10 protein-coding genes are annotated in these 13,065 nt (G+C 41.1%); 1 reads left to right on the plus strand and 9 read right to left on the minus strand.

Annotation, left to right across the window (positions count from 1 at the left end):
• Positions 1-277: 277 nt before the first annotated feature.
• Together BQ9859_RS01165 and BQ9859_RS01170 are read right to left on the minus strand one after the other, a co-directional pair.
• A complete protein-coding gene (locus tag BQ9859_RS01165; protein ID WP_075876363.1) occupies positions 278-2,605 on the minus strand; it encodes a hypothetical protein in 2,328 nt (775 codons plus the stop codon).
• Complete coding sequence (locus BQ9859_RS01170) at positions 2,598-4,688, minus strand: efflux RND transporter permease subunit (RefSeq protein ID WP_075876364.1); 2,091 nt, start codon at positions 4,686-4,688, stop codon at positions 2,598-2,600. Before BQ9859_RS01170 ends, BQ9859_RS01165 begins: the two co-directional genes overlap by 8 nt.
• 148 nt (positions 4,689-4,836) lie before the next feature.
• Here BQ9859_RS01170 and BQ9859_RS01175 point away from each other — a divergent pair, with 148 nt between their 5' ends.
• Complete coding sequence (locus tag BQ9859_RS01175; protein WP_075876365.1) at positions 4,837-5,439, plus strand: TetR/AcrR family transcriptional regulator; 603 nt, start codon at positions 4,837-4,839, stop codon at positions 5,437-5,439.
• Positions 5,440-5,451: 12 nt separating this feature from the next.
• On the opposite strand, the gene BQ9859_RS01180 is transcribed toward BQ9859_RS01175, so the two are convergent.
• From BQ9859_RS01180 to BQ9859_RS01210, 7 genes are all read right to left on the minus strand, one after another.
• Positions 5,452-7,086, minus strand: coding sequence for a Na/Pi cotransporter family protein (locus BQ9859_RS01180; protein ID WP_075876366.1), 1,635 nt, complete (start codon positions 7,084-7,086; stop codon positions 5,452-5,454).
• Positions 7,087-7,225: 139 nt separating this feature from the next.
• Positions 7,226-8,623 carry a sensor histidine kinase gene (locus BQ9859_RS01185; RefSeq protein ID WP_075876367.1) on the minus strand — a complete coding sequence of 466 codons (1,398 nt, stop codon included), beginning with the start codon at positions 8,621-8,623 and terminating at the stop codon, positions 7,226-7,228.
• Between the two features lies 1 nt (position 8,624).
• Positions 8,625-9,311, minus strand: coding sequence for a response regulator transcription factor (locus tag BQ9859_RS01190; RefSeq protein ID WP_075876368.1), 687 nt, complete (start codon positions 9,309-9,311; stop codon positions 8,625-8,627).
• A gap of 1 nt (position 9,312) precedes the next feature.
• The gene (locus BQ9859_RS01195; RefSeq protein WP_075876369.1) at positions 9,313-10,986 is read right to left on the minus strand and encodes a Na/Pi cotransporter family protein; all 1,674 of its coding nucleotides are present in this window, start codon (positions 10,984-10,986) and stop codon (positions 9,313-9,315) included.
• 182 nt (positions 10,987-11,168) lie between these two features.
• On the minus strand, positions 11,169-11,474 hold the full coding sequence (locus tag BQ9859_RS01200) for an AzlD domain-containing protein (RefSeq protein WP_075876370.1): 306 nt from the start codon (positions 11,472-11,474) through the stop codon (positions 11,169-11,171).
• Positions 11,467-12,177, minus strand: a complete 711-nt coding sequence (locus BQ9859_RS01205; RefSeq protein WP_075876371.1) for an AzlC family ABC transporter permease — start codon at positions 12,175-12,177, stop codon at positions 11,467-11,469. The genes BQ9859_RS01200 and BQ9859_RS01205 overlap by 8 nt, the downstream gene beginning before the upstream one ends.
• Before the next feature lie 72 nt (positions 12,178-12,249).
• Positions 12,250-13,059 carry a Cof-type HAD-IIB family hydrolase gene (locus BQ9859_RS01210; protein ID WP_075876372.1) on the minus strand — a complete coding sequence of 270 codons (810 nt, stop codon included), beginning with the start codon at positions 13,057-13,059 and terminating at the stop codon, positions 12,250-12,252.
• Positions 13,060-13,065: the final 6 nt, after the last annotated feature.

A 13,065-nucleotide genomic window follows, 5' to 3' on the forward strand; every position in this document is an offset into this window, starting at 1 on the left:
AGATATTTGTTCCAGTTGACTCCTTCCATCACTTCAAGAAAACTGTACACCGGATCAGAAGAATCGATCTTTTTTTCACAATCCAGTGGTAAAATCATCTGAAATGCGGTATAATTCCTATTGCTCAAATAGGAATGATTTAGCTCTAACACTTCGATGTTTTTCATAGCTAAATTATACCAAAAAATGCATCCTTTCTCTTTCGAGATTAGATGCATTTTTTATTTTTGGCTATTCCTTATTCGTTACAGCCTCTTTTTTCATATCTTCATCATTGCTATTCTTCGCTTACTTTAAACATATAACGTACTGTTGTGTCAGCACCCTTCGGCGCACCAGCATATGTGTTGTTTTCTTCATTTAGCTCCTGCATCGTCTGCAGCACTTGCTGGAAAGCATTCCATTGCTCTGTTCCCATATGATAGATATCCTTTAACTGCTGCATGCCTTCTTCATTAAATTGCTGCATTCCCGAAGATAACTGTGTAGTCCCCTGCAGCAACATTTGCAAAGAACCTTTCAGCTCTTTCAATCCCTGGCTCATTTGCAGAAAACTTTCCTTCTGCTCTGCTAATTGGGAAAGTCCCAGATCTAACTGCTGCATCCCATTCAGCAAAGCAGATTGACGATCATCTAGTTGCTGGCTGGCTTCATTGACTTGTTGGATACCAACCAAAGACTGTTCATATAAAGACTGCATACCTTGTTCATAAGCAGCACATCCTTGTGTCAACTGTACGCTTCCTTGCGCAAGCTGTTCCATTGCGCCTTTCAGTTGCATGAATTGAGACGATATCGATGCAGGAGAGGATATTTGCATTTGTTCTAATGCTTCCTGCATTGCGGTCAATGCTTTTTGCGCATTAGCTGCATCTGCAGACAACGTATCCAGATTCTTCTGTGCCTGTGCCAAAGAAGCAAATATGCTTGTTAATCCATCTGTCATTTGATCCAAACAGCCGCTCACTTTGCTTGCATCGATTTCTTCAAGCAATTGTAACTGTCCTTGAGTATACGATACCTGCTGCAGCTGCAGCTGATACGTCTTTAATGCATTGATCTGTTCCTGTAATTTTGCTTTGCTCTGCGGATCTGTCAGCAGGTCATATGTCTCTTGCATATCATTCAAAGCTGCGTTGATCGCTGCATTTGTTTTATTTTGTATGTTTGTCAACTCTTTGTTCGCTGTGTTCATCTCATCTTGGTACTCTTTGATTACCTGATTGTCTTTACTTATCACCAAATTGTTTTGCCTTACTGCCGCATTATACTCCTCTGCGGCAGAGAGATATGCTTGTTTTGCTTCTTGTAAAGTCTGGATCGATCCCTGCAGCTGCTGTAACTGCATTTGCATGCCATCTACAATATGACGATCTTGAGTGAGCATCTGTTCCATCATGGATAACTGTTGTTTAGATTGAACCAGCATCTGATCTAATGCATCCATATCGATCGTGTCCATCTTTTGCAGCTGACTATTGATTTGCTCAATACCCGCCTGCAGCTGATTGGCTCCCGCTGTTAACGATGTCATATTTGCTTTTGCTAACTGTACTCCGCTGCTGATTCCATACAATTTTTGGTTGCCTTTATTCAACAGCGTCACACCTTGCGCATAAAGACTCAGTCCCTGTAATTCTTGCTGCGCTCCATCATACAGCTGTTCACTTGCTGCAGCTAGCTGCTCTACTTGCGGATAAGCATTCACCAGCGGCTGCACACGTGTACAAAATGTCGTGATTCCTTCTTGCAGCTGTTTGCTTCCGCTCTCCAATGCATCTGAGGCAGAAAATAATGTAGCTAATCCAGCACTCAGATCACCCATTTGTAAATACTGTGTCAGCTCATCGATGCTCATTTCATTGGTAAAACCCAACATGATCGATCCCGGCTGAAAATCTTTGACATCTGCTTCGATCACGACATCATCCGTCAAATGCATCCGTTTGTTGATCGAATCCAAACCCATTTGCTGCAGCGTTTCACTTAGTCCAGGAACGCTCACAAACCCTAATATTTCATTGCTGCCATCATTCAAAATCTTGCCGCTCGTGCAATGAACATTTTTATAGTGATCGCTGTCAAATGCTAACATACCACCTCCAAGATAACTTGGATGTACCGTTACCTTTTGTTGATTGACCGTAATTTCTCTTGATATCTGATTGTGCATCTGAATCACCATTTGCAAATGCCCGCTTTTTCCCTCAGCTTCTTCAGCATCCATTTTTTGGCCGTCGATCTGATATTCGATATGGATCTCGATCGGTAATTCTTTGCTCGCTTTGCCGCTGTAATACAGATCATTTCCTTCTGCATTCCACGTATAGTTTTTTCCGTCAATATCCGGTTTTTCTTCTCCTTTGACATTTTCCACATCCTGCAGATCCAATGTTTCTTTGATATTATGGATCCCGTCTTCATCATGTAACCAGTCAGACACCTGGATATCAGAAACGCTGCCATCCGGATGCAACACGGTATACACCGTTTCCACTTTCTCTGTTGGATGAAGATCTTCTTTTGCATATAAAGAAACCGGCGCAATGCTTATTCCCATCGCAGTTGCCAATACGATACTGCTGCATTTCATTATTTTATTCATCTTGATTTCTCCCTTCCCTTTTTGGCCATCTTTTTGTCGTCTGCTCGATCCAGCGATTTCCGATCAACAACATGCTTGGTAAAACAAACAAGATACTGATAACAGATATGATGGCGCCTCTCGCCAACAGCTCACATAAACTGGAAATCATATCCATCCTGGAAATCAATGCAACACCGATACATGCTGCAAAGAAGGAACATCCGCTAGTGATGATCGAAGGCCCGCTTTTTTCAATTGCAATGCGTACTGCTTCTTTTCGATCTGCATGTTTGCCTAATTCTTCCCTTACACGGGTCGTCATTAAGATCGCATAGTCGACACAGGCTCCCAGCTGGATCGTTCCAATCACGATTCCGGCAATAAAGGGCAACGTAGCATTCGAAAAAAATGGAATTGCCATGTTCACGACAATAGCTAATTCAATAGCAGCCACCAGGATGAAAGGCAATGAAACAGAACGAAACGTGAGAAGAATGATCACAAAAATAGCAAGTATGGACAATACGTTTACTACTTGAAAATCCCGATCTGTCGTCGTGATCAGATCTTTGCTCAACGCACCTTCCCCAGTGACCAATGCATGCGCATCATAAGGCTGGATCAGAGCATGTATCTGATCGATCTGCCTATTTTCTTCATCGCTTGCCGCATGATAATCACTGTTGGCTATGATCATTTGATAACCGCCGTTTTCAAATAGATCCGAAACTTCCTTTGGTACAAAACTCTTCGGGATAAGGCCGCCTATATATTTTTCATAAGAAATCACAGAAGTGATGCCGTCCAAGGATTCCATTTGTTGACAGATTTCTTTTATTTCTTTGTTGCTTAAAGAATCTTTTACCAGTATAAAATGCGTCGTATTCATATCAAACTTTTCCTTGAGTTCATTCGTGCCTTTCATGCTGGATAAATCAGAAGGTAAAGAAGATGTCAGATCATAATACTGATGTACATGCATCTGTGCAACAGTCATCGGCACAATCAAACAAGCCGCTATGATCAAGATCGCTTTTGCATGCTTGACGACAAAAGCAGGTATTCTCTTCAATTCATGAATCAGCGTACGATGCGTATATTTTTCAATTTGCTTATCAAACAGCATCAACAAACTTGGAAGAACAAAGATCGTACAGATAACACCAAGCACAACACCTTTTGCCATGACCAAACCGATATCGCCGCCTAAACGCAGCTGCATAAAACACAGCGTCAAAAAACCCGCAATTGTCGTAACTGAGCTGGAAGTGATCGAAGTGAACGTTGCACTGATGGCTTTGCTCATCGCTTCTTCATTGGTTTTATTTGCTTCCTGCTTTTTTTCTTCCTGATAACGATGCAATAGAAAGATAGAGTAATCCATCGTCACCGCCAACTGCAGGATCGCAGCTAATGCCTGCGTGATATAAGAAATTTCTTTCAAGAAAAAATTAGTGCCGAAATTGTAGATGATTGGGAAAACAATACCGGCCATGAAGATCAATGGGGCGATCGTCGATTCCAATCCAAGATATAAAACAATCAAGCTTAAGATCACTGCAATAAGGATATAACGCTGCATTTCTGCATTTGCCAATTCTTTTGTATCCTGTGCAATAGCACTCATCCCGCCTAAGTAACAATCTTTGTCAGATACATCCTTGATCTGTTCAATTGCATTCATCGTCTTGGTCGATGCCGTATCTTCATCAAAAGTAACGATCATCACCGACGCATCATCTGCATACAGCTGTTGTTCCACTGCATCCGGCAGCATCTCTTTTGGAAATGTGATATCAACCACATCATCCCGCCATAACACTTGTTTGACTCCATCGATTTTTTCGATCTTTTTTTCTAATTTTACAATTTCCTGATCAGATAGATCATTGGTGACCATCATGCCCACACTGGCTAATTGATATTGCTCATCCAGGATCTGCTGTCCTTTCATCGATTCACATTCTTTCGGCAGATAGGATAAAATATCATAATTGATCCTTGTGTGGAGATAACCAAATATACTTGGAATCAACAATAAGATTGCAAGTACTAATATCTTATTTCGGTTTTTTACGATCCACTTGGATAATCCATCCATAAAGCTTACCTTCCTTTCTGATACAAAGGAGTATATCACAAAATGACTATTAGTCAATTATTTTTTATAATTTATTTAAACAAGCTAAAATAACGTTTTTAATATTGTACATTTAGTCATTTTATTGTATACTATAGTGGGTGATTTTATGAGATCCAAGGTATTGGAGAATAAGAAAAATAAAAAAAATGCACTTTTACGCAGTGCATTTGAATTGTTTACACAAACCGATATCCATTCGGTCACAGTACAAGATATCGTAGAAAAAGCCGGGGTTGCAAAGGGTACTTTTTATTTATATTTCAAAGACAAATATGAGGTTCGCGATGTTTTGATCCAAAATGAAGCCAGGCGTCTTTTTACAAATGCCCATCAGCTTTTACAGCAAAATGACATTCATGATTTTGAAGATGCTGTTGTCTTTGTGATCAACCAAGTTCTTCTTCAGCTGGAACAGCAGCCGATCATCTTAAAATTTATCGAACGCAACTTATCTTGGGGGATATTCCATGAACATTTGCAAAATTCCATCGAAAGCGACACATTAGATCTAGTAAGCAATTTTATCACGCTAGCGGAAAAGAACCATTATCATTTTGACAAACCGGAAGTGATTCTCTATATCATCATCGAGGCTGCCGGCAGCAGCTGTTATAATTCGATCCTTTATCACCAGCCATTGGAGATCAAAGCATTCAAGCCTTATTTATTTCAAGCAATTCGTTCGATCTTAAGGAGCTATAAACAATAGCTCCTTTTAATTTTACGCATATCGGCTTGGTTTTTTGCACAGCTGATAGCGATGTTCTTTGCATTCCTCTACGATATTCATCAAATGGTCAAATATACGTTCTATATCTACCAATACATTTACATACATTACGCATTGCGAAGCCGTACATCGATGTTCTTTTAAACGCTGCAGCTGATCATCCTGATACATCCGGGTCAGTGCGTCTACCTCTTGTTCAATATGTGTCATATGAGTATATTGTTCTTCTATTTCCTCAGCAGGTTGATCAAATGTATGTATTGCCTCTTTTAACAAGGAACGTAAATGCGTCAGTTCTGCAACAGATTCTTCATTCAGTGCCCCTTCTGTCACATAACTCATCAAGTTTTTAGCGTGATCCCCTAATCGTTCAAGATCTGTCGTGATCTTAAAATAAGACATGACCGTTTCTGCATCTGATTCCGTTAATTCCAATGAAGAAGTACGATTGACATATTCGTTGATTTCATGACGGCACGCATTGATCTGCTTCTCTCTTTCAAATAATTCTTCGCTCTGTTTTTCGCTGTCACGAATCAAGGCATCTAACGACACATTCAAATTTTCAATGACCAGTCTTGTCATATAGTCGATTGCCCGCTCAAAAGAAGTGACAATGACAGCAGATGATCCTACCCCTCCCGCATGATCGATGCCGAATTCACGCAGCAGCGGCTGTTTTTCATCATTTTCTTTGATCAGCCAGCGGCTTAATTTCACCAGCTGACTGCCAAATGGAAACAATAGAATTGCGGATACGATCTTGAAGACGACATTGGCATTGCCAATCTGTATTTTTGGATCTAAACTGGTCATCGTGATCCATTGCGAAAAAGGAAGAAATGATATGATCACCACAAAGATCAGCGTAGAAATGACATTGAACAAAAAATGGATCATCGCTGTCCGCTTGGCATCGCTGCTGCCGCCTAACGAAGCAATCGCTGCAGTGATGCAGGTTCCGATGTTCATCCCAAAGATCAAATATAAGGAACTGTTCATCGAAATAGCACCAGTAGTCGAAAGCGATTGCAGGATGCCGATAGAAGCACTTGAACTCTGGATGATCGCTGTAAATAAAGCACCAAAAACGATACTGATCAGCGGATTTGTAAAAGTTGCCATGATATCACGAAATGCATCTACTTCTCTTAATGGAACAACGGCCATGGACATAAGTTCCATGCCGATGAATAAGATTCCCAAGCCGGCCAGGATCAGCCCGATATGATTCAATTTTGGCCGTTTCACGAATAAAATGGCTATGACACCAATAATGGCCAGCAAACTTGCCACCATTGAAACATTTAACGCAGTCAGCATATTGGTCATGGTCGCACCCACATTGGCACCGATGATGATCCAAACTGCTTGTTCCAATGACATAATGGAAGAATCCACAAAGGAGACCACCATAACAGTCGTTGCAGACGAGCTCTGTACCAATGCCGTTACCGCCGCTCCTACAATGATGCTGATCAGTTTATTGGAGGTCAACTTTTCCAATATGGATTTCATTGAATTTCCAGCAGTGAGTTCGAGGCCGTTTGACATCATTCGCATACCGTATAAGAACAACGCCAAACCGCCCAGCATCGAAACGATAATTTCAAGAATTGCGCCCATCCAAGTCCCTCCGCTTCTTGATAGTCATCGTTATGATAGCATACTTAAACCTAGATTTATAGAAATATTTTATTTTTTCTTAACTTATATTTTACATACTTTTTACAATTACCGAAAAAAAAGCAACATGACCGGCATGTTACTTTTCTTCTTTCACGACCACATTCGGCAGTGAGACCGTGATCTTGGTTCCGATATTTTCTCTTGAAAACACATCTATCGTCCCATTGTAATAACGAACGATATGCTTAACGATAGATAATCCCAGCCCTGTGCCGCCCACTTTGCGGCTGCGTCCTTTATCAACGCGGTAGAATCTTTCAAAAATATGTTTCTGATCTTCCTTGGAAATGCCGATTCCGCTGTCTTCCACGCTCAGTACGAAACGGTTGCGTTCACTTTTCAAGAATACATCGACTGTTCCATTTTCCTTATTGTATTTGATTGCATTGCTCATCAGATTGCTCAGCAACTGTTCAAAATGCTTTCTAGACATGTGGACCATACAGTCTTCAACTTGTACATCCAATACAACCTGATTCTCTTGTGCCAGCGGCTCTAATGATTTTTTTACTTCCTCCACACACATGCGTAAAGGCAGATTTTCTTTTGCTTCGACCACATCATTTCCCTCTAAACGAGAAATCATCAAAATATCAGCGATCAATGCCGTCATATGTCTGGTTTCTTTTAAGATGCGCTCCACACATTCCTGTGCCTGTTTCGGATCATCCACTACGCCGCTTTTCAACAATTCTCCATAACCGCGGATGCTCGTCAGCGGTGTCTTCAATTCATGAGAAGCATTATCGAAAAATTCCTGCCGTATATTCTTCTCACGTTTTAGACGTTTTACATAATGCTGGATCTCTTCCTGCATCTGTTTGATCGTATCTGCGATTTCATTCAATTCCTCATAATGATAAGTATGAAAAGCAAGCGGCGTATCATCATCTTGCGAGCGGCGGATCTCATTTCCAATTTCCTGCAGCGGTCTAGTCAAAGATGCAGTGGACTTTCTTGCCAAAATCAAAGCAATCAAGGAAGCAACCAGGAAGGAAACGACGGCGGCAGGCAGCAAAGAGACCCCATACGCTTCTAAACCATTATATGGAATAGCTATGCGATAGATACAGGCCTGCTGCGGCGAATACAAAGCAACATACAGCATCGGCATATCCAATGTCGTAGAATAGCGGACCGCATACCCTTCTCCTTGTGTCAACGCCATCTGGACTTCTTCCCTCTGCAAATGATTTTCAAGCTTGCCCTGCACATCGCTGTCCAATAAAACCGTTCCGTCTTCGTCAATGATCGTAATGCGTGAATTTTCATCTTTTAGTGCGCCGCTCAATTCCGCTTTCCGATCTAATAATTCTTCTTTTGGAAATGCTTCTAACGTTTTTAATGTATAATGCAGATCACTCTTGGTCGATTCCATCATAATGTTTGATACGACCATATAAAAGATAAAGAAACCGCACAATAACGCTGCTGTAACAACCAGGACATAGTCTCGTAATATCCGTCTTCTCATGTCATTCCTCCGCTACAAACCGATACCCCACACCGCGGATCACCTGGATCCATCCATCGTAAGGAGCCCCTAATTTACGGCGCAAAGAGTTGATATGCACATCCAAAGTACGACTTTCACCAACAAAATCATACCCCCAGATCTGATTCAATAATTCTTGACGGCTGACCGCTTTTCCTTTATGTGTAATTAAATATTTTAATAATTCAAACTCTTTGAATGTCAACTCGATCTGTTTTTCCAGCACATGGACGGTACGGCCGTCAAAATCAATATTCAAGCCGCCTTCGATAAAAACGTGATTTTCCTCTGTATGTGAAACGCTTCTTCTTAAAAGCGAACGAATACGCGCAGTAAGCTCTAATACAGAAAAAGGCTTTGTCATATAATCATCGGCACCTTGATCCAAACCGATCACTTTATCGATTTCACTATCTTTTGCTGTTAAGATGATGACCGGAAAATCCCGCAGTTGTTCATCTTTCCTTATTTTCTCAATCAATTCCAATCCGCTCATTCCCGGCAACATCAGATCAAAGATGCCAATATCTGCCGATTCCTTCTGCAGGTACTCCCATGCACTTTCAGCATCTTCAAATGCTTCAGTTTCATATTGAAACTGCTGCAAAGTCAGTTTGATCAAACTGCGGATACTTTCATCATCTTCTACTACTAAAACCTTTGCCATGTTAAGCTCCCCCTTTTTCTGTAGATAAGTTTGCTTCTTCTTTCGTATATTGTGCTATATTCATCGCATAATCGCTGATTCGTTCTAAATAGCTGATCGCATCCAAAAAGATCACACCAGCTTCTACTTTACATTTTCGCATGGATAAACGCCGTATATGCTTGTCCCGCAACTGCGTTTCCATCTGATCGACCATCTGTTCACTTTTTTCTGTTTCTTTATAATAAATACTTTGTTTTTGGTCCTTCCAGTACTGAATCGCAAAGCGTACTGTCTGCATGCTTTGCTTTCCTATGATCTCTAAATCTTCATATGCACCGATGGAGAAGGTATTGCCATCCTTCATCATCTGCTCACTGAGCTCAGCGATGTTCTTGCATCGATCACCGATGCGTTCCAGATCACTGATCACATACAGCAAATACCGCTGCTGCTGTTTTTGATGATCGCTGAGTCTTGCACTCTCGATATGAATCAGAAAACGGGTCAGTTCCTTTTCATATTGATTGATCTGTTGTTCATTGGCATATACTTCTTCAATTTTATGTGCATTGAAATCCATAAACGCTTTTTGACAGGCAGCTACATTTTGAATGACCAGATCCGCCATGTTCCCTGTTTCTTTCTGTGCCTGTTCAATTGCGATTCCCGGTGCCTGCAAAATACGAGGATCTAATCCGATCAAAGGATGCACTTGCAAAGAGCCTGTTTCTTCTTCTTTGATCAGCTTCTGTGTCAGTTTTACCAAAACAGGAGCAAACGGATACAAGATCACTGTTGTCAACAAGTTAAAAAATGTATGGATCATAGCAAGCTCTACACTGTCGATATTCGTTTTTCCCATAGAAGGATAAAGCTGAAAGAAAATCATAAACCCCGCTCCAAAGAGCAAAGCTCCAAACGTATTGAACAATAAATGAAGCATAGCGGCCTGTTTCGCATTCTTATTTGCCGATATAGAAGAAATCATCGCACTGATACAAGTACCGATATTTTGACCTAAGATAATAAATAATCCGCTATTCCAGCTGACAAGCCCATTCATGGCTAATATCTGCAAAATTCCCAATGATGCAGCTGAACTTTGAATCAGCGCAGTAATGAGAATTCCTATGATGATCCCTAGAATCGGATTTTGTGCGATCAATGCGAAACCTTCTACAAAGAAAGGATACGTACGATACGGGATGATCGCCGCATTCATTATTTCAATTCCAAAAAACAAGATACCGAAACCAATCAGAATACTGCCAATTACTTGCTTTCGCTGATTTTTTCCATAAAACAACAAGGCACCTATTCCTATACATAGAGAAGCAACTATATCAGGTTGAAAAAAACTTCCCCATTCATTGATCGATACGAGCCAAGCAGTGATCGTCGTTCCAATATTGGCTCCCATGATCACTCCTGCTGCTTGTGTCAATGACAATAATCCCGCATTGACAAAGCCAACGATCATAACAGTGGTAGCAGAGGAACTTTGAATGATGGCTGTGATCAACGCTCCCACAAACACTCCCAACAGACGGTTTTCTGTTATATAACTGACAAACCTTCTCGTTTTCTGTCCAAATGCTTTTTGCAAGCCGGAAGCCATCAGATGCATTCCATATAAGAATAGTCCCAAGCCACTGATGAATGAGAATAGTGCCTTTATATCACCCATTCCCATGATTTTACACATCCTTTACATTCGTATTATGCCATGCACCTCGTAAAGAAATATTCAATCCAATGTTAAATCTATGTAAAATAGATTTTTTTAGTTTCTTAGAGATGCGATCTTTAACTTCAATATAGCACGCCCCTATGAAAATGTATAGAAAAAGTATCCTATAGATGCTCTTGTTTTGATCAGCCAAGAATAACGATCATCAGATACGCGGCAATCGAAGCTGCTAGTGCCACTGTCAACAGACTTTTTTCGCGATAGGCCAACACCACTGCCACTCCGCATCCCACACATGAAGAAGCGATGCTGCCGGTCGCGGTAAAAATAGCAGGAAAAGTCATCGAACCTAAAACAGCGTATGGCACATAATACAGGAAAGACTGCACATAACGATTTTTGATACGCTTGCGAAAGAACAATAATGGAGTACAGCGAATCAAATATGTCGTAACAGCCATTACACATATATATCCGAGCAAACTATCCATGATGCTCTTCCTCCCCTCCTACGGGATACAGCCAGGCACCGATGCCTGCGCCGACGATCGTGCACAGGATGATGACGAAGCCGCTGCCGATCGCTATGACAGCAGATAACAGCTGGAATACACAGCTCATCAAAGAGGCAATGATCACAACGATAAAAATTTCTCTTGAACGCCGACAAGGAGGCAGGATGATCGCTAAAAACATTCCATAGATCATGATCCCCAATGCATCGCGAAGCGCTAAAGGAAGCAAGGAACTAATTGCGCCGCCCAGAAAAGTGCCCATGGTCCAGCCAAATATCGGCAAAAGCATCAAACCGGCCATATAATGAAAACCTACCCCGGCATACCGGCTGGTCGATACTGCAAATATCTCATCGGTTACAGCATAGGAAATCAATGCCCGTTTGGCTGTCCCCAAACGCGGATCGATCTTTTGCGTCAATGAAAGCGACATCAAAAAGTAACGCAAATTGATCACGAACTGCGATAATATCATTTCAATCAAAGAACCCCCTGTCGCAATGATGCTCAAGGCCGCAAATTGTCCGGCACTTGTCAAATTCGTAAATGAGATCATTACGCTTGCCCAAAGCGGTATTCCTTGATTGGCTGCCATCATTCCAAAAGCAAATGAAACCGAAAGATATCCCAGTGCTATTGGAATGCCGTCTTGAATTCCTTTTTGAAAGCTATTCTCCATTACTAAATCACCATGGTCATTATAGCATTATTTTCAGAATAAGACAGTCGCATTTTTTTACAGTGCCTTCCATCATCCTAAGTATTTTTGCAATGCTTCTGCAACTGCTCCTTCTTTGAAACCGCGTTTCGTTACAAAATCAGATACATCCTGTACTTCTTTTCGTCCATCGCCCACACATACGCCAACGCCAGCTTCCTGGATCATAGTCAGATCATTAAAATTATCTCCGATTGCCATCGTTTCATCTCTCATGATCTGTAAATGCTCTCTTAACCAGATCAGTGCGGTTCCTTTGCTGACTCCAACAGCCGTACATTCCAAAAAACGTCCTGATGAATAACTGACTTCTACTTGCATCTTTTTCAAGACCTCAGCTTGTTCTTCTCCGATCTGATATAACAGTTCCTCTTCATCCGCTTGCAATGCTACTTTGATCACCTTTTTATCCTCCAGTAAAGCAAGATCGCTTTCAACGGAGAAATTGGCTTTCTGTTTTGTCTTGCGTGCAACTTCACTTTCAGAAGGATCGTAAATATAGATTTTATCCAATGCAAACGCTAAAAAACAAAGTCCATATTGCTTGCAGATCGCATACAATGAAGTTACCTGTTCATAACTTAGAGCTTGATAATGGATCGGTTCTTCCTGATCATTTTCATAAACAGCTCCTCCATTGAAACAAATACTGTATTCATTCTTTTGATATTGTGTACCCATATCCTTTAAGATATCCTGGATCATATCAAAAGATCTTCCTGTTGCCGGTATGACATGCGCTCCTTTTTCCCTTGCTTTTGCAATTGCTTGTTTATTTACATCAGGAACGCGAAAATCCACCAGCAATGTTTCATCCATATCTACTAATACCATTTTGATCATATCTCA

This window comes from Merdibacter massiliensis (assembly GCF_900155395.1).
Taxonomy (GTDB): Bacteria; Bacillota_I; Bacilli_A; order Erysipelotrichales; family Erysipelotrichaceae; genus Merdibacter; species Merdibacter massiliensis.

What these genes read in the sequence shown, in the direction of transcription:
- BQ9859_RS01180 (WP_075876366.1), bottom strand. Translation starts at nt 7,086, where the DNA reads ATGGGCGCAATTCTTGAAATTATCGTTTCGATGCTGGGCGGTTTGGCG.
- BQ9859_RS01185 (WP_075876367.1), bottom strand. Translation starts at nt 8,623, where the DNA reads ATGAGAAGACGGATATTACGAGACTATGTCCTGGTTGTTACAGCAGCG.
- BQ9859_RS01205 (WP_075876371.1), bottom strand. Translation starts at nt 12,177, where the DNA reads ATGGAGAATAGCTTTCAAAAAGGAATTCAAGACGGCATTCCAATAGCA.
- BQ9859_RS01170 (WP_075876364.1), bottom strand. Translation starts at nt 4,688, where the DNA reads ATGGATGGATTATCCAAGTGGATCGTAAAAAACCGAAATAAGATATTA.
- BQ9859_RS01175 (WP_075876365.1), top strand. Translation starts at nt 4,837, where the DNA reads ATGAGATCCAAGGTATTGGAGAATAAGAAAAATAAAAAAAATGCACTT.
- BQ9859_RS01190 (WP_075876368.1), bottom strand. Translation starts at nt 9,311, where the DNA reads ATGGCAAAGGTTTTAGTAGTAGAAGATGATGAAAGTATCCGCAGTTTG.
- BQ9859_RS01200 (WP_075876370.1), bottom strand. Translation starts at nt 11,474, where the DNA reads ATGGATAGTTTGCTCGGATATATATGTGTAATGGCTGTTACGACATAT.
- BQ9859_RS01210 (WP_075876372.1), bottom strand. Translation starts at nt 13,059, where the DNA reads ATGATCAAAATGGTATTAGTAGATATGGATGAAACATTGCTGGTGGAT.
- BQ9859_RS01165 (WP_075876363.1), bottom strand. Translation starts at nt 2,605, where the DNA reads ATGAATAAAATAATGAAATGCAGCAGTATCGTATTGGCAACTGCGATG.
- BQ9859_RS01195 (WP_075876369.1), bottom strand. Translation starts at nt 10,986, where the DNA reads ATGGGAATGGGTGATATAAAGGCACTATTCTCATTCATCAGTGGCTTG.